At 48.3% G+C, this 15,809-nt stretch carries 16 protein-coding genes; 13 read left to right on the plus strand and 3 right to left on the minus strand.

Annotated elements, in window-relative coordinates; genetic code table 11:
* Positions 1-15: 15 nt before the first annotated feature.
* The 7 genes from EJL91_RS10720 to EJL91_RS10750 are packed head-to-tail and all read left to right on the plus strand — an operon-like array spanning position 16 to position 7,876.
* On the plus strand, positions 16-1,065 hold the full coding sequence (locus EJL91_RS10720; RefSeq protein WP_125141920.1) for a LysR family transcriptional regulator: 1,050 nt from the start codon (positions 16-18) through the stop codon (positions 1,063-1,065).
* The gene (locus EJL91_RS10725; RefSeq protein WP_125141921.1) at positions 1,037-2,380 is read left to right on the plus strand and encodes a vWA domain-containing protein; all 1,344 of its coding nucleotides are present in this window, start codon (positions 1,037-1,039) and stop codon (positions 2,378-2,380) included. Before EJL91_RS10720 ends, EJL91_RS10725 begins: the two co-directional genes overlap by 29 nt.
* 52 nt (positions 2,381-2,432) lie before the next feature.
* Positions 2,433-2,918, plus strand: a complete 486-nt coding sequence (locus tag EJL91_RS10730; protein WP_125141922.1) for a pyridoxamine 5'-phosphate oxidase family protein — start codon at positions 2,433-2,435, stop codon at positions 2,916-2,918.
* A gap of 6 nt (positions 2,919-2,924) precedes the next feature.
* On the plus strand, positions 2,925-4,475 hold the full coding sequence (locus tag EJL91_RS10735; RefSeq protein ID WP_125141923.1) for an ATP-binding protein: 1,551 nt from the start codon (positions 2,925-2,927) through the stop codon (positions 4,473-4,475).
* Positions 4,476-4,481: 6 nt separating this feature from the next.
* Positions 4,482-6,095, plus strand: coding sequence for a metallophosphoesterase (locus tag EJL91_RS10740; RefSeq protein WP_125141924.1), 1,614 nt, complete (start codon positions 4,482-4,484; stop codon positions 6,093-6,095).
* A 14-nt stretch (positions 6,096-6,109) separates the two neighbouring features.
* Entirely contained in the window at positions 6,110-6,985 is an 876-nt protein-coding gene (locus EJL91_RS10745) for a radical SAM protein (protein ID WP_125141925.1), read from the plus strand.
* A complete protein-coding gene (locus EJL91_RS10750; RefSeq protein WP_125141926.1) occupies positions 6,986-7,876 on the plus strand; it encodes an EamA family transporter in 891 nt (296 codons plus the stop codon). It begins immediately after the preceding gene.
* A gap of 22 nt (positions 7,877-7,898) precedes the next feature.
* Here EJL91_RS10750 and EJL91_RS10755 read toward each other — a convergent pair whose 3' ends face one another.
* Positions 7,899-8,780: a DNA-3-methyladenine glycosylase family protein gene (locus EJL91_RS10755; protein ID WP_125141927.1), complete on the minus strand. Its 882-nt coding sequence runs from the start codon at positions 8,778-8,780 to the stop codon at positions 7,899-7,901.
* Positions 8,781-9,198: 418 nt separating this feature from the next.
* On the opposite strand from EJL91_RS10755, the gene EJL91_RS10760 reads away from it, so the two are divergent.
* Both EJL91_RS10760 and EJL91_RS10765 read left to right on the plus strand, forming a co-directional pair.
* The gene (locus EJL91_RS10760; RefSeq protein WP_125141928.1) at positions 9,199-9,648 is read left to right on the plus strand and encodes a zinc ribbon domain-containing protein; all 450 of its coding nucleotides are present in this window, start codon (positions 9,199-9,201) and stop codon (positions 9,646-9,648) included.
* A 37-nt stretch (positions 9,649-9,685) separates the two neighbouring features.
* Complete coding sequence (locus EJL91_RS10765) at positions 9,686-10,072, plus strand: thioesterase family protein (protein ID WP_125141929.1); 387 nt, start codon at positions 9,686-9,688, stop codon at positions 10,070-10,072.
* An 805-nt stretch (positions 10,073-10,877) separates the two neighbouring features.
* Here EJL91_RS10765 and EJL91_RS10775 read toward each other — a convergent pair.
* Positions 10,878-11,267, minus strand: a complete 390-nt coding sequence (locus EJL91_RS10775) for a hypothetical protein (protein WP_125141931.1) — start codon at positions 11,265-11,267, stop codon at positions 10,878-10,880.
* A 54-nt stretch (positions 11,268-11,321) separates the two neighbouring features.
* Positions 11,322-11,846: a hypothetical protein gene (locus EJL91_RS10780; RefSeq protein WP_125141932.1), complete on the minus strand. Its 525-nt coding sequence runs from the start codon at positions 11,844-11,846 to the stop codon at positions 11,322-11,324.
* Positions 11,847-12,665: 819 nt separating this feature from the next.
* Here EJL91_RS10780 and EJL91_RS10785 point away from each other — a divergent pair.
* The 4 genes from EJL91_RS10785 to EJL91_RS10800 are packed head-to-tail and all read left to right on the plus strand — an operon-like array spanning position 12,666 to position 15,809.
* On the plus strand, positions 12,666-13,415 hold the full coding sequence (locus tag EJL91_RS10785) for an MBL fold metallo-hydrolase (protein WP_125141933.1): 750 nt from the start codon (positions 12,666-12,668) through the stop codon (positions 13,413-13,415).
* Positions 13,412-13,783, plus strand: a complete 372-nt coding sequence (locus tag EJL91_RS10790) for a VOC family protein (RefSeq protein WP_125141934.1) — start codon at positions 13,412-13,414, stop codon at positions 13,781-13,783. The genes EJL91_RS10785 and EJL91_RS10790 overlap by 4 nt, the downstream gene beginning before the upstream one ends.
* A 50-nt stretch (positions 13,784-13,833) precedes the next feature.
* Positions 13,834-15,126, plus strand: coding sequence for a dihydroorotase (locus tag EJL91_RS10795; protein WP_423243443.1), 1,293 nt, complete (start codon positions 13,834-13,836; stop codon positions 15,124-15,126).
* Positions 15,123-15,809 carry a YjjG family noncanonical pyrimidine nucleotidase gene (locus EJL91_RS10800; protein ID WP_125141936.1) on the plus strand — a complete coding sequence of 229 codons (687 nt, stop codon included), beginning with the start codon at positions 15,123-15,125 and terminating at the stop codon, positions 15,807-15,809. Before EJL91_RS10795 ends, EJL91_RS10800 begins: the two co-directional genes overlap by 4 nt.

The following is a 15,809-nucleotide window of genomic DNA, read 5'->3' on the forward strand; positions in this document are numbered from 1 at the left end:
AAAACAGGAGGAAAGATGTTCGACGGTAAAGAATACGTATATGCGGTATACGAGGAGAAAAGCTTTTCAAAAGCGGCGCAAAAGCTGTATATCACCCAGCCTGCGTTAAGCACGGCGATCAAGAAGGTGGAGAAAAAAATAGGCAGTCCGATATTTGACAGGAGCACTTCGCCTATCGGTCTCACTCCCAGCGGCGAAGTTTACATTGATGCCATTGAAAAGTTATTTGCCCTGGAGCAGAATACGATTAACCAACTGAATAACCTGAACGGTCTTCTGACCGGTAAACTGGCAATCGGAGGAACTATATTTTTTACCTCCTTTATTTTGCCGGGTCTGCTCGGTGAATTCTCCAGAAAATACCCTCAGATTAAGATTGAACTGATCGAAGGGACAACCTCCCAGCTGACCGATAAGCTGATGGGAGAAGAACTCGATTTAATTATCGACAATTCGGAACTGGATGATAAAAATTACGAAAAATATTATTACAATACGGAGCGGATTATTTTGGCCGTCCCCAGGGAATTTGAGATTAACAGAGAGCTGATGGAATATCAGCTTACTGCAGCCGACATTACGGCGAAGCGCCATAGCGACGATGCGTTTCCCGCACTGCCGCTTCCGCTGCTTAAGAATACGCCGTTTATTTTTGTCAAGGAAGAGAACAGTATCTATAAGCGGGGCGTGAAGATGTGCGGCCGTCAGAATTATACACCGAATATTATTCTGAAACCGGATCAGGTCGTATCGGCTTTCAATATGGCGGGAAAAGGGATCGGGGCAACCTTTATTCCGGACGGCCTCGTTGCCAGCCTGTCGTATGAGGTTCCTCTGTGTTATTATAAGATGGATGAATCACTTTCCGTCAGACAGGTCTATTTTTACAAGAAGCGCAACAAATATCTGACCAAGACGATGGAAGAATTTATCCGTGTGGCGGTAGGCGACGAGGGTTTCCAGAAGGTAAGGGAAGCCAGGGAAAAAGAAAACCAGGAAAAGAAAAACCAGGAAAAGAAGAATCAGGAGAAACGGAATGGAACGAAAAACACCGGCGGCATTTGAACAGGAAAAGGCCGAAGAGCTCGCTGCTATCTGTCGTGATATACTGATAAATACGAGAAACGAGCTTTACCTGCATCTGCGTTTTATGGACGCGGCGCTCAGTTCCCTTATGTTTGTACCGGATTTTACCGCCAGGGGGGCAGGGACGGACGGCTTCTGCTATACGTACCAGCCCGAGTTTCTGGCGGAAAAATATATGGATGGGCGTGTTTATGTAAACCGGCTGTATTTCCACTCCATCCTCCACTGTATCTTTGCCCATATGGACACAAGGGGAAAGAGAGCCGAAGAACTGTGGAACCTGGCGTGTGATATTGCTGTTGAATATATGATAGACGGGATGGAGATAAGGTGCCTCCACCGTCCCCAGTCTCCCGTGAGGAGGGAGTGTTATATGCGCCTGAAAGAGAAAACAAAGGTTATGAATGCCCAGAGTATTTACCGCTGCCTCCAGGAAGAAAATCTGCCGGAGGGGCGGTATCTTTCGCTTATGGCAGAATTTTACAGGGATGATCACTCCCGCTGGAATGATAAAAACGACAGACCGGAGATACCCCAGGAGAGAAAGAACAAGTGGGATAATCTGCGCGAATCAATGGAGACGGAGATGGAATCCTTTTCCAAAAAGGCGTCGGAGGAGGCCGGGGAGTTGTCCCGCCAGGTGAAGATAGAGAACCGGGAACGGTATGATTACAGGGGATTTTTGAGAAAATTTTCGGTGATGAAGGAGACGGTTCAGATCGATACCGACGCTTTCGATTACATTTACTATGATTACGGACTGAGAACCTATGGAAATATGCCTCTGATTGAACCTCTGGAGACAAAGGAGGTAAAAAAGATAGAGGAATTTGCCATCGTAATCGATACTTCCATGTCATGCTCCGGCGAGCTTGTGAAACGGTTTCTGGAACAGACATATGCCGTACTCTCGGAAGCGGAAAGTTTTTTTACAAAGGTGAACGTACATGTGATACAATGTGATGAAAAGATTCAGAGTGACCGGAAAATCGAGTCGGCCCTGGAGCTTAAGGATTATATGGAGCATATGGAGATTGCCGGAGGCGGAGGCACCGATTTCAGGCCTGCGTTCCAGTATGTGGACTCTCTGGTGCAGAAAAAGGTATTTACCGGGCTTAAGGGCCTCATCTATTTTACGGACGGCTACGGGATGTTTCCGGTCCACAGGCCGGCCTATGATACGGCATTTGTATTTATGCGGGATGATTACAGCGACGCGGATGTTCCGCCCTGGGCGATCAAGCTGATTCTGAATCCGGAAGAGTTTGAGGATGAAGGAGAAGACGTGGACTGATAAGGACCGCCGCCTGCACCGGTGACATTCAGGACGAAAGGAGAAACGAACAATGAGAAGAAAAGACAGGGGAATTGAGAATCAAAATGAAATTATGGAAATAATAAAGAGATGCCGCGTGTGCAGCCTCGCATTTTCCGGAGAGGACTATCCCTATGTGATTCCCATCAACTTTGGAGTTGGCGTTAAGGACGGAAAAACTGTTTTCTATTTCCACGGAGCCGGAGAAGGCACCAAGTTTGACCGGATCAAATGCGATAACAGGATCGCATTCTCCATGTATGCGGAGGAAGAGCTGGTCTTAAAAGAGCCTGCCTGCAAGACGACAATGCTTTATGAGAGCGTCTGCGGCACGGGAAGGGCGTCCGTCGTGGAGGATATGGAAGAAAAGTATGAGGCGCTGAATCTGATCATGCGCCAGTATGACAGAGAGAGCGGGGCATTTGAATTTGACGCCAGGGTTGTGGAAAAAACAGCCGTTTTTAAACTCGAAGCAGAAGACATGACAGGAAAGACGAATAGACCGAAAAACAGGTGATGTGACATGAATATCAAGCGGGCAAAGCAAGAAATTAAAAACTGCATCGAAGCGTATCTTTTGAAGGATGGACGCGGGGAGTATCTGCTCCCTGCCGTCCGCCAGAGGCCGGTTCTGTTAATGGGGCCTCCGGGAATCGGAAAAACACAGATTATGGAGCAGATTGCCAGAGAATGCCAGGTGGGACTGGTTTCCTATACCATTACGCACCATACAAGGCAGAGCGCCATCGGCCTTCCTTATATTGTGGAGAAAGAATACGCCGGACGGCCATGCTCCGTGACGGAGTACACGATGAGCGAGATCGTGGCCTCCATTTATGACAGGATGGAGGAGACGGGGCTTAAGGAAGGAATCCTTTTTATCGATGAGATCAACTGTGTGTCCGAGACGCTGGCGCCGATGATGCTCCAGTTTTTGCAGTGCAAGACATTCGGGAACCACAGAATTCCCGACGGCTGGATCATTGTGACGGCCGGAAACCCGCCGGAATACAATAAATCCGTCAGGGAGTTTGATATTGCGACCCTGGACAGGATTAAGAAAATCGATGTGGAGGCAGATTACAAAGTCTGGAAGGAATATGCGGTCATGACCGATATCCATCCGGCAGTTACCGCTTATCTGGAAGCCAGGCCTGAACATTTTTACAGGATAGAGACAACCGTGGACGGCAAACGTTTTGCGACGCCGAGGGGCTGGGAAGATCTTGCCCGTTTTCTGGAAATATATGAAAAACTCGGAAAAACGGTTGACAGGGACGTCGTATATCAGTATATTGAACATCCGGGTATAGCAAAGGATTTCGCCAATTACCTGGAGCTTTACAGCAAGTATAAAACAGATTACCAGATCGAACGGATCCTTTCCGGTGAACCGGATACGGAGATGGTGCGCCGTGTGGCGGCCGCGCCTTTTGATGAGCGATTCAGTGTTGTGAGCCTTGTCCTGTCCCATTTAAACGGGCGGTTCAAGGATATTTACCTGAAGGGACGGTATCTTGAGCTTCTGAGGGAAGAACTGGGTATGTTCAGGCAGATGGCCGAAAAAACGCCGGATACAGAGGCGGGAACGAAGACCGCAAAAGCAATGACGGCGGAGAGCGCCGCCGCTCTGCTGGAAAACCTGGCTGCGGAGATGGTTTTGGATTTGGAAAAGAGGCATAAGGCAGGACTCATCAGCAGAAGAGAAGAGCATCTTAACCGGGATGCGGCGGAAAAACTGCAGGATTACGCCCTGACACTGGAAAAAGAGCATATCGTTTCCCCTGAGGAAGGTTTTGAAAAAGTCAAAGAGCTGTTCGGGGGAGAAGCACGGGAATACGACACAATGTCGGAGACAGCCCTTACAATGCTGGAACACGGCTTTGATTTTATGGAGGCAGCCTTCGCCGCGGGCCAGGAGATGGTCATTTTTGTGACGGAGCTGAATACAAATTATTACAGTGTGAATTTTTTAAGGGAAAACAGATGTGAGCGTTATTATGAATACAATAAAAATCTCCTGTTTGAGGACAGAGAGAGTGACATCAGAAAAAGACTGGCACAGAGGACTTAATACAGAATGAGAAAATGGAGAAAGATGTCTCTGCTCGTCTATGCGGCAGAACTGTTACTGCTTCTTGCGGTTCTTGTACTGGTGGTAAAGTTTGTACCTGATTTCGGTAAAAAAGGGGAAGAACAGACCATGTACGGAAGCAGCGGAGAGCAGATAGAAGAAAGTACGGGAACTACGGAAGGCGAAAAGGAGAGCGCAGAAACCGGAGAAACGCCGGAGAGTATGGAAGCCGGGGCGGACTCGGAACACCGTGGTACCGGCGCCGGAAGAAAAAAAGGGAGTCATTCCGGAGGAGATACCGCCGGTCAGGAGACGGAGGCGGAGGAAGAGCCGTACCGTCCGCCTACGATGATTGTTGCGTCGGATTTACACTACCAGTCTCCTAAAATGACGGATTTCAGGGAATCCCTGGACACCTACACAGAGTGGAATGACGGAACAGTGGTGCCGTACCTGGATGTGATTGCCGATGCTTTTCTGGAGGAAGTCCTGAAGCAGAAACCGTCCGTCCTGATCCTGAGCGGAGATATTTCACAGAACGGTGAGAAGGTGAATCACCAGGAACTGGCGAAGAAGCTTAAGAGGGTACAGGATGCGGGAATCCCGGTGCTTGTCATACCTGGCAACCACGATATCAACCATCCATGGGCAGCCACCTATTTTGACGATAAGAAAGAAACGGCCGAGGGCGTCGATGCCCGTGGCTTTTACGATATTTACCACGAGTTTGGCTATGATCAGGCGTCATCCAGGGATGAGGATTCCCTGAGTTACCTTTACAGGCTGGATGAACATTATTGGATGATGATGCTGGATTCATGCATCTACGAACCCGTCCATGAGACGGGAGGCAGAATTAAAGATACGACCCTTGTCTGGATGAGGGAGCAGCTTGAGGCGGCGAAGGAGGCCGGAGCCATGGTAATCCCCGTAGCCCATCACAATCTGCTGAAGGAGAGCACTCTCTATCCGGAGGAGTGTACGCTGGAAAACTACAGGGATGTCGTACGGCTTCTGGAAGAATATAAGCTTCCTATTTACATAAGCGGCCATCTTCATCTGCAGAGGGTGAAAAAGAACGTGGAAAGTCCGCTGGATGAAGGAAAATACGGTATTTATGAGATTGTTTCCTCCTCCCTCGCTATCCCACCCTGCCAGTATGGAATTATTAACTGGACAGAAGACGGCAGTTTCCGTTATCATACAAAAGAGGTGGATATCTCCGGCTGGGCGGAGCGCTATCAGGAAGAAGACCCGAACCTGCTTAATTTTAAAGAATACAGCAGCCGGTTTTTGATAGAGACAATCAGCAACCAGACGTTTAAGGGGCTGGAAACCATACCCGAGGAGCGAAAACTGGAGATGGCGGAGCTTTACGGCACTCTGAACAGCGCCTATTGCTCGGGAACTCCGATCAGCGCGTCCAAAGTGAAGAACAGCAGGACTTATTTTTACTGGGAACGTTACCTGGGAGCCAGTAAATGGTTTGACCGCCTCAGCGCGATACTGAGAGACACGAAAAAAGACCACAATTCCCTGAGCCTCACCGCGGGAAAAGACTTTCCGGAGTGGTTTAAGGAAGAGGCAGATGCGGAATCGTTACCGGACAATGACAGATAAGGAGTGATAGGACTATGATATATGAAGGAGTTGTATACAGACCCCCGAGTGAGGCCAGGAGCCTGATTGTACAGGTGACAATCGGCTGCGCGCACAATACCTGTACATTCTGCAATATGTACAAGGAAAAAGAGTTCCGCGTCCGCAAGATGGATGAGATCATGGCGGATCTTCAGGAGGCCCATGACGCCTATGCGGCCTATGTAAAGAAAGTTTTCCTTGCCGACGGGGACGCCCTGATTATGAAGACGGAAGATCTGCTTACGATTCTGGAAGCCGTCAGACGCCTGTTTCCTAATGTGACAAGAGTTGCCTCCTACGGAACGGCGCAGGATATACTGCGAAAATCGGAGGACGAACTGAGGCAGCTTAAGGAAGCCGGACTGGGAATTGTCTATGTCGGCGCGGAAACGGGAGACGATGAAATCCTCGAATACATCCACAAGGGAGTGACGGCCCGGCAGGTAATTGATGCGGGACAGAAATTAAAACGGTGTGGAATCGCCACCTCGGTAACGCTGATTTCGGGCCTTGGAGGCCGGAAAAAGGTCAAAGAGCACGCGCTTTCCTGTGCAAAACTCATTTCCGAGATGAACCCGGAATTCGCTTCTTTCCTGACGCTCCGCCTCTATGAGGGCACACCGATGTACGACGATGTCGTGGAGGGACGCTTTGAGCGTATCACGGCGGATGAGATTATGGATGAGATGAAGATTTTCCTGGAAAATGTGGATTCTCCGGGAACCGTGTTCCGTACTAATCATGCATCCAACTATGTCGTCCTGGCAGGGAATATGAACGAAGATATTCCAGAAATGCTTGAAACCCTCGAGAGGGCGAAAGAAAGCCAGCATTACAGAAGATTCAGAGAGACAGGGGATTTATTATAAATGATTTATCTGATACTGGCGGTACTCTGCAGTGCATCCATGGCTGTGGCGCTGCGCCTGAGCGAAGAGTACAGCAGCAATAAATATGCAATCCTGACGGGAAATTATGTGACCTGCACCGTGGTTGCTTTCCTGATGCTCCCGGAGAAACAGATCATTCCGACTGCGAAGTTTCTGATGACGGTATCTGCCGGGGACCCGGGGCTGAAAGCGGCGATGATGACGGCCATGGCCGCCGGAATATTGAATGGAATCTTCTTTCTGGGGTCGCTTCTGTTTTTACAGTACAGCATCAGGAAGAACGGGGCCGTCCTGTCATCCGCTTTTGCGAAACTGGGAATCATGCTGCCGGTGGCAGCCAGTATTCTTTTTTTAAACGAGAGGCCGACGGTTCTTCAGACGGCGGGGATGGCCCTCGTCGTGGCAGCTATTCTTGTGATTAATCTGGAAAAAGGAAAAGGAGGGGCATCTGCAAAGATGGCCCTCCTTGTGCTGTTTCTCTTCAGCGGAGCGGGAGACGGGATGTCAAAGGTATTTGAACATATCGGGGAACGCAGGTTTGACGCTTTGTTTTTATTTTACACATTCCTGACCGCCCTGATTCTGTGCCTGATCCCAATGCTCTGTGAGGTGTTCCGGGAGAAGAAGAGACTGAAGGCGGTAGATTTTATCAGCGGCATCTTTGTCGGAATCCCCAACTATTTTTCAACCTCCCTGCTTCTGGCGGCGGTCACCAGACTGCCCGCGTACCTTGCCTACCCGTGCTTCAGTGTGGGTACAATCCTGATTGTCTGCTTTGTGAGCGTTCTGGTTTTGAAGGATAAGATGACAAAGCGGCAGGTATATGGGTGCGGGATGATCCTTCTGGCGCTGGTGCTGCTGAACCTGTAGCGATAAGGCGCGACAGGCTGGGTCAGGAACTGCGCCCGTTTAACACTGTGCGTTCATAGTAAAATATATATTGCTGCATCACTCCGGCGCAGCCCCTGTATTTTCCAAAGTTATCCTGCACCATCATCTCGTACAGGCGGCTTTTGGGAGCAGAGTCATATTTTTTCCTGTAATAATGGTTCATCAGAATCTGCTGTATCCAGGTGTCCACGGGAAAAGCCTCCACGTGGTGCAGCCCGAAAAGGCAGATGCAGTTAGCCACCTTAGTCCCTATGCCATAGAAGCCGCTCAGGTATTCCATGGCTTTTTTATAATCCATTGCCGAGAGAAGTGAAAGATCCAGGTTTTTGTCATCCGCGTCGCGGCAGATGCGGTGGATATACTTGGCCCTATAGCCCAGCTTCAATGACTGAAGGTCCTCTAAGGAGGCCTTTTTTAATTGGGATGGAGTGGGAAACGTGTGGTAAAGTACGGTTTTACCGCAGGCTGAACGAGCCTGTCTCTCCTCCCCGTACAGTCGGCTTAAGTTTTCTACCGCCTCCCTAATCTTGGGGATGGTGCGCTGCTGGGAGATAATGAAGGTTATAATCATTTCCCAGGGATCCTGGTTCAAAATGCGGATACCGCTGCCCGCGCAGGCGGCCTCCTGGAGGTAAACATCGCGTTTCCTAACGGAGGAAATGATGGCGCCGTAGTCGGTTTCAAGATCAAAGTAACGGCTCCAGAACGGAAAGTCCTCATCGGAACAGTGAAAGCAGAAGGTCTGTTCCTCCTGGACGACTTCCACATAGCGGCCGCCGCTCACCGTCCTGTATCTGCCGGGTTCCAGGCAGTTCATGCGGAAACATTGGCCGGATTCGGCGATTTGCTGCAGGTCGAAATTGGTTATCTTTTTTGTAATCATGATATAGGTTCCTTTATGTATGTGGCGGGTGTTGGTGAATTAAGATTCCGGGTGATTTTAAGCTGTTTTCTGAGGTGGACGCAGAAATCAGCATGCGCAGGTATAATGTCTACTTTGTGGACATTATACCATAATACTACTTTTATTTTTAAGAAAATAATTCCACATAATAAACAACCCCTAAAATAATTGGGATGAGGAACAACATAAAGGGTAATGCCTTAGCCTGCTGCCTGCTTTGCTGTAAATGCGATTTTTGCCATATACCAGATATTTCTAAAAAATAGATAAAATTTTAACATATTTATTGCACAAGTAAAATACGTTTAGTATACTAATAAATATCCCGGTAATGCAGTGATACGCAATAAACCGGACAGAGCGATGCAGCAGAGTAATCAGAAATCAGGTGGCGGGTATGATATTTATCGGCGGAATCAGTTCCGGAATGAAACAGATAGAATATTTAAAAACGGTAATCTGCAACAGATGCGGAGCCTATGGAAGATATCAGGTTTATATGACCTATATGTATTTCAGCTTTTTCTTTATCCCTCTGTTTAAGTGGAACAGACGCTATTATGTGAAGATGTCGTGCTGCAATGCCGTGTACGAGCTGAATCCGGAGATTGGCCGGATGCTGCTTCGGGGAGCGGATGTTGAAATCCGTGACGAAGACCTGACACTGTGCCGCGAGGGAAATGGAAACCCGTGGGAGCAGGAGGAACGTGCGGGACATACATATGGGGAACAGAACGGCTCCAACTGCCTGCCGGAGCATTCGGGAAAGAAGTGCCCGAACTGCGGATACGAAGCGGCGGAAGATTTCTCCTACTGTCCGAAATGCGGCAGCAGGCTGGAAGATTAGATTTACGTTTGAATCAAAGAAAAGAGAGGTAGAGAAGATGTTAAAAGCAGGAATTCAGGGAAGACAGGAAGTAATGGTGACAGAGGACAATTCTGCAAACGCTCTTGGAAGCGGTCTTCTGGAAGTATTTGCAACACCGGCCATGGTGGCTCTTATGGAAAAAACAGCGTGGATGAGCGTTGCCCCTTATATGAACGACGGCGAAGGAACCGTTGGAACGAAGCTGAACATCAGCCATATGTCCGCCACACCGACGGGAATGATCGTATGGTGTGAGAGTGAGTTGACGGAAGTTGACGGAAGAAGACTGGTATTCCATGTGGAGGCCTTTGATGAGAGCGGTAAAATCGGCGAAGGCGAGCATGAGAGATTTATTATAAAAAATGAGAAATTTATGAGTAAGGCGGCGGCCAAAAGGAAATAGTGGTGAAAAATGAGGACGCCGCCGGTCGGCCGGGGGATGGGGGTGGTGTGGAGGTTATGAGTCTTTGGTTCCGGGGATGGGTGTCGTGAGGTGGGGGATACGGAAGAAAGAAACCTCCTGCGGGGACCGCTTCCGCTTATGGAATGCGCAGCGTTTCTAAGCTCGATAATACCTCGCTAAGAAGCGGCGGATTCCAACGTCCCCTGCGGAGGTTTTTTCTTCCTCCTCCCCCACGGGAAGTCTATGACCCGGAACCAAAGACGCCAGGGGTATCGACCACCCCGTCCTCCCGGCCTGCGGCGTCTGAACTGTCCTATTCCTTCAAAAGGGGGAGGGATTGTCGAGGCCACTACCCGTATCAGAAAGTGGTAAGGGAATTTTGGTTGGAATAATAAATTAAATGCGTAACAAAATGTTTCCATTTTTCTCTACGCGTTGCAGCTGCAAATTGAAGAGGAGATTAATTGCCTTTGCTAAATGAACCGCCACCTCTATATGTATTTACAATACAGGTATATGTCTGACCGCATTCAGGACATTTTACGACATGATAAATGATATCATCTATCCATCGCCCGTTCACATCTTTATGACAACCTAATTCACAGTTGCCGTCAATTAAAACGAAGTGTTGGATCTCAATAAGTTCTTTGATATAGCCAACGGCCTTTTCATACTCGTTAGGTGTCTGAAATTTGTTTTTCAACTCTATTTTAGCGCAATAATCACACATATCTTTACCTCTGTTAATTTTCTTTCCATTTCTTTCACGAAACTCTTATGAGAACTGGATTTTGTTGGTGGGTTATTTTGGTACTTCCCATACACCTGTTTGCTCATTTTTCTTTAATACTAATGTATATCCACCATCATCCTGATAGAAGTAAATCTCCGTATCATCTGGTGCTATATCTAGTACAAACGAATTTTCAGAACCAAACGAACTATTTAATCCACCGAAAGTAGAGTAAAACTTCAAGTAGTGAGGTTTTACACCACCACCTTCATCTTTATAATCTCGGATATAACCCATAGAGGAGGCAACTGCAACATGAAGTGTTATTTCAGTACCATCTTCTGATTCTAAATAATCAGTTAATACCACGCTTGTCTGCTTCATAAAACCTGTCCCCACAAGGTAGAACACGCTCAGTGAAATTACAACAGTTAATGCGGCTGCTATGATTTTCTTCAAGTTTTGTACCTCCTCCTCAGATTCTGTTCTCAAATTTCTGCTGATTTTTATGTATTACGCGGTTGTCCATGATTCAAAAAGAATATATTTATCTTCTGTTTCAATCAGATAATCGAAAGAGTTCCAGGCATTAATATCACCATATCGAGTTATAAAAAGAACAGGAGATGTGATTGCAATATCCAGTATTTTATTCTTAATATCGAATCCGTCTATGGCATCCGCCTGCATATATTTGATACTTGAAGTGCCCTCACACGAAAAGTATTTTGGTATCCAATAATCCTTTAAATGGCTCTTCCACTCATCGGTTTTGAAATTATTCTTCCATGGTTTCTCTGATTTTTGCCATTCTTCATGCTCATATAATGAATAGATAAAAAGGATAGGAAGCGCCATTTCTAAGGAATTACAGCATGATTTAGGAACTGCGCAAAAATATGCCCCTTCTTCCCTACCGTCATGGGAATATACGCTATTACTGCGTATGCTGTCTTTATATTTTTCTATAGCTGCTTTTGAGGCGCATTCAGCAAAATAATCTATATCACCAAACAACTTATTTAATGTATTTTTCATAAAAACAACCTCCTGTTTCTATATCCGTACCCAGTGTCTAATATAAATTGCCGTTCCTTCGCTTTACTCGCCTAATGCGCATTATTTCCCAGCTATTTGTTTCATTCTACGGTTTTTATACAATTCTGTCAAATGTACATAGATCGCCTTAAGGCTTCTTGCAAGCGGTAATTTTATTTGTGCACCAAATAGGGAACCATTTTATACTTCCATACAGGCGTATTTTATCAAAAAACAGTAACCAAGCCATTTAAGCTTATAGAGAACCATAACCAACTGATAAAGCTACTATTTTTGTCGTCAAATTCCTTCTGATTCATTTTTGTAAAGATTCTCCAATCCCAGCCCCATAAGCAATTATAGAATAAGCGTTCAAAAAAGGTGGTGGTGTCCCTTCCCTCCCCGCCCCTAAAATCAGGACAGACAGTAGTGGCCGTTTCGGGACGGGGTGGACAATAAACCCGGCGTCTTCAGTCCCGGGTCATAAACTGCCTGTGGGGGAGGAGGAAGAAAAAATCTCCGAAGGGGATGTTGGAATCCGCCGCTTCTTAGCGAGGTATTATCGAGCTTAGAAGCGCTGCGCATTCCATAAGCGGAAGCGGTCCCCGCAGGAGATTTCTTTCTTCCGTAGCCCCCACTTTACGATCCCCATCCTCCCGGGAATGAAGACTCATAACCTCCCACTCACCACCCCGTCCCCATCCGTCCCACTGCCGCCCTCATTTTTCATATTGAAGCCCCCCGGCTTTTAGAATATAATAAAGAGAACACAAAACTCAGCACCCAGTACACGATGGCAGGCAAGGAGGCCGAAAATATATGAAAATAACCTATATACATCACAGCTCTTTCTCAGTAGAGCTGGATCATGTAACCATGCTGTTTGACTACTATGAAGGACCTCTGCCCGATTTTGACAGGAGCAGGCCTCTGGTGGTTTTTGCCAGCCATTTTCACGGTGACCACTTTGCGCCGGTTATATTTGGCCTGGCGGAGGGGAGAGAGGATATTCAATATGTTCTCTCCAAAGACATTAATAAAAAGAAAGTGCCGGAACATCTGCTTGATAAAGTGCTGTTTGTAAAAGCCGGTGAGAAATACACGCTGCATCCCGGCAGAAACGAAAAGCCGTCAGAAGCCGGAAATGTGGAGCAGGACGGCGTCACCATGGAGATAGAGACTTTTAAATCCACCGATGAGGGTGTGGCGTTCTGGATTTCCTGTGAGGGAAAAGAGATTTACCATGCCGGAGATTTGAATAACTGGTGGTGGGAGGGTGAGGACAAAGCCTGGAACCACAATATGGCTGCCAATTATGCGAGAGAGATGGATAAGTTGGCGGGGCGCACCGCGGATGCGGCCTTTATTCCTCTGGATCCGCGCCTGGAACAGTGGTTTTATCTGGGGATGAAAGAATTTATGGAAAAAGCCGATGCAAAAACCGTAATTCCGATGCATTTCTGGAAAGACTACAGTATAATTGAAAAGATGAGGCAGCATCCGTCCAGCGAAGGATGGAGAGAGCGTCTGATAGAGATTCACAGAGAAGGAGAGGAGCTTGACATATGAAATTCACATTTGCACATAATAACTTTAATGTAGTAAACCTGGAGAAGTCTTTAAAATTCTACGAGGAGGCGCTGAACCTTAAGGAAGTGCGCAGAAAAGAAGCGGCGGACGGCAGCTTTATTCTGGTGTACCTCGGTGATGGTGAGACGGGCTACCAGCTTGAGCTGACCTGGCTCAGAGACTGGGAGAAGGATTCTTATAACCTGGGAGACAACGAGTTCCATCTGGCATTTGTAACAGATGATATGGAAGCATCCCTGAAAAAGCATAAGGAGATGGACTGCGTCTGCTTTGAAAATCCGGCCATGGGAATCTACTTTATTGCGGATCCGGACGGATACTGGCTGGAAATTGTGCCGGCAAAATAAGAATGCCGCAGACAACAACTGAAACAGCAACCGAAACAGTGAGGAGAAAAATCATGCTTATAAAAAACGGACGGGTCATAGACCCGGAAAGCGGCTTTGACGGCCCCGCCGATTTACTGGTTGAGGACGGGAAGATAAAAAAGATAATCAGACGCGGAAACAATGAAAACGGCTCCGACAAAGAGACGGAAAACAGCGTCGGGGAAGTGATTGACGCGTCGGGTCTTATCGTTGCCCCGGGCCTGGTGGACGTGCATGTACATTTTCGTGATCCCGGCCTGACATATAAAGAAGACATCGTGACGGGAGCGGCCGCGGCAAAGGCGGGCGGTTTCACGACGGTGGTCTGCATGGCGAACACGAAACCGGCTGCCGACAATCCGGAGACGGTCGGATATATTATTGAAAAAGGGAAAACAACCGGGATTCATGTACTGGCGGCCGCGGCTGTCTCAAAGGGCCTGAAAGGACAGGAGCTGACCGACATGGAAGCGCTCAAGGCCTGCGGAGCCGCCGGATTTACGGACGACGGCATTCCACTGATGGATGAAAAACTGGTGAAAGCAGCCATGGAGAAGGCAAAAGAGCTTGATCTGCCTCTCAGTTTCCACGAGGAGGATCCTGCATTTATCTTTAACAACGGAATCAACCGGGGAGCAGTTTCCGAGAAACTGGGCATCGGAGGTTCTCCCGCGCTTGCAGAGGATTCTCTGGTGGCCAGGGACTGTATGATTGCCCTCCACACCGGTGCGGCGGTCAATATCCAGCATATTAGTTCCGGAAATTCCGTGAAAATGGTAGCTTTGGCCAAAGAGCTGGGCGCCGATGTGTGGGCGGAAGTGACGCCGCATCACTTTACACTGGATGAGACGGCTGTGCTTGAGCATGGGACTCTGGCAAAGATGAATCCGCCCCTGCGCACGGCAAAGGACAGGGAGGCGCTGATTGAAGGGCTGAAGAGCGGAGCGATCGATATTATTGCCACGGATCATGCCCCGCACAGCCAAGAGGAGAAAGAAAAACCGCTCACGGAAGCGCCGAGCGGAATCATTGGCCTGGAGACCGCCCTTCCACTGGCAGTCACGAAGCTTGTAAAGGCCGGACATCTCACCTATCTGGAGCTGATGGAGAAGATGTGCCTGAACCCGGCCAGGCTCTACCGCCTGGAATCGGGGCGGATCAGGGAGGGCGGGGATGCCGACCTCGTGATTTTCGACGACAGCGAGACGTTCACTGTCAGGGAGTTCCGGTCCAAATCCTCCAATTCCCCATTTGCGGGAGAGGAGCTTTACGGTAAAGTGAAACTCACAATCTGCGGCGGAAAGGTGGTATATCGGGCGTGAGCAGACAATATAAAGCGCTTTTAATGGATGTGGACGGCACGCTCCTGGATTTTGACAGGGCGGAGGCCGCGGCATTTGTAAAGGTGCTGGCAAAGTATGGTTTAGAGCCGGAAGAGCGCTATGTGAAAGAGTATCACAGAATTAACCAGGAGTGCTGGGAGGCATTTGAAGTCGGGCAGATGGAGCGGGATGATGTTCTGACGGTCCGTTTTGAGCGCTTCTTCGGCGCCCATAACCTGCCGGTGAGCGGCAGGGAGGCCGAGGATGCATACCGCGTCTGGCTCGGCGAGGGGGCCTACCTGATGGATGGAGCGCTGGAAATTCTCGATTATCTGAAAGAACGGTATGAGCTCTATGTGGTGACTAACGGCGTCGGCGCCACACAGAGAAAACGGCTTAAGGCCTCGGGACTTTCCGGGTATTTCCAGGAGCTTTTTATCTCCGAGGAAGCGGGAAGCCAGAAACCGCAGAAGGAATTCTTTGATTACTGTTTTGCTCGTATTCCGGATATCAGGCCGGAGGAGATGATGGTGATCGGGGATTCCCTGACATCTGATATCCAGGGCGGGGTGAATGCAGGAGTCGACACATGCTGGTTTAATCCGCAGGGGAACGAGAACAGGAAAGCGCTCCCGGTAACAAGAGAAATACGCAGGCTTTCTGAGCTTAAAACATTCCTGTAA

Origin of the sequence: Clostridium transplantifaecale, assembly GCF_900626075.1 — a bacterium.
Classification (GTDB): Bacteria; Bacillota; Clostridia; order Lachnospirales; family Lachnospiraceae; genus Otoolea; species Otoolea transplantifaecalis.

What these genes read in the sequence shown, in the direction of transcription:
- EJL91_RS10720 (WP_125141920.1), top strand. Translation starts at nt 16, where the DNA reads ATGTTCGACGGTAAAGAATACGTATATGCGGTATACGAGGAGAAAAGC.
- EJL91_RS10725 (WP_125141921.1), top strand. Translation starts at nt 1,037, where the DNA reads ATGGAACGAAAAACACCGGCGGCATTTGAACAGGAAAAGGCCGAAGAG.
- EJL91_RS10730 (WP_125141922.1), top strand. Translation starts at nt 2,433, where the DNA reads ATGAGAAGAAAAGACAGGGGAATTGAGAATCAAAATGAAATTATGGAA.
- EJL91_RS10735 (WP_125141923.1), top strand. Translation starts at nt 2,925, where the DNA reads ATGAATATCAAGCGGGCAAAGCAAGAAATTAAAAACTGCATCGAAGCG.
- EJL91_RS10740 (WP_125141924.1), top strand. Translation starts at nt 4,482, where the DNA reads ATGAGAAAATGGAGAAAGATGTCTCTGCTCGTCTATGCGGCAGAACTG.
- EJL91_RS10745 (WP_125141925.1), top strand. Translation starts at nt 6,110, where the DNA reads ATGATATATGAAGGAGTTGTATACAGACCCCCGAGTGAGGCCAGGAGC.
- EJL91_RS10750 (WP_125141926.1), top strand. Translation starts at nt 6,986, where the DNA reads ATGATTTATCTGATACTGGCGGTACTCTGCAGTGCATCCATGGCTGTG.
- EJL91_RS10755 (WP_125141927.1), bottom strand. Translation starts at nt 8,780, where the DNA reads ATGATTACAAAAAAGATAACCAATTTCGACCTGCAGCAAATCGCCGAA.
- EJL91_RS10760 (WP_125141928.1), top strand. Translation starts at nt 9,199, where the DNA reads ATGATATTTATCGGCGGAATCAGTTCCGGAATGAAACAGATAGAATAT.
- EJL91_RS10765 (WP_125141929.1), top strand. Translation starts at nt 9,686, where the DNA reads ATGTTAAAAGCAGGAATTCAGGGAAGACAGGAAGTAATGGTGACAGAG.
- EJL91_RS10780 (WP_125141932.1), bottom strand. Translation starts at nt 11,846, where the DNA reads ATGAAAAATACATTAAATAAGTTGTTTGGTGATATAGATTATTTTGCT.
- EJL91_RS10785 (WP_125141933.1), top strand. Translation starts at nt 12,666, where the DNA reads ATGAAAATAACCTATATACATCACAGCTCTTTCTCAGTAGAGCTGGAT.
- EJL91_RS10790 (WP_125141934.1), top strand. Translation starts at nt 13,412, where the DNA reads ATGAAATTCACATTTGCACATAATAACTTTAATGTAGTAAACCTGGAG.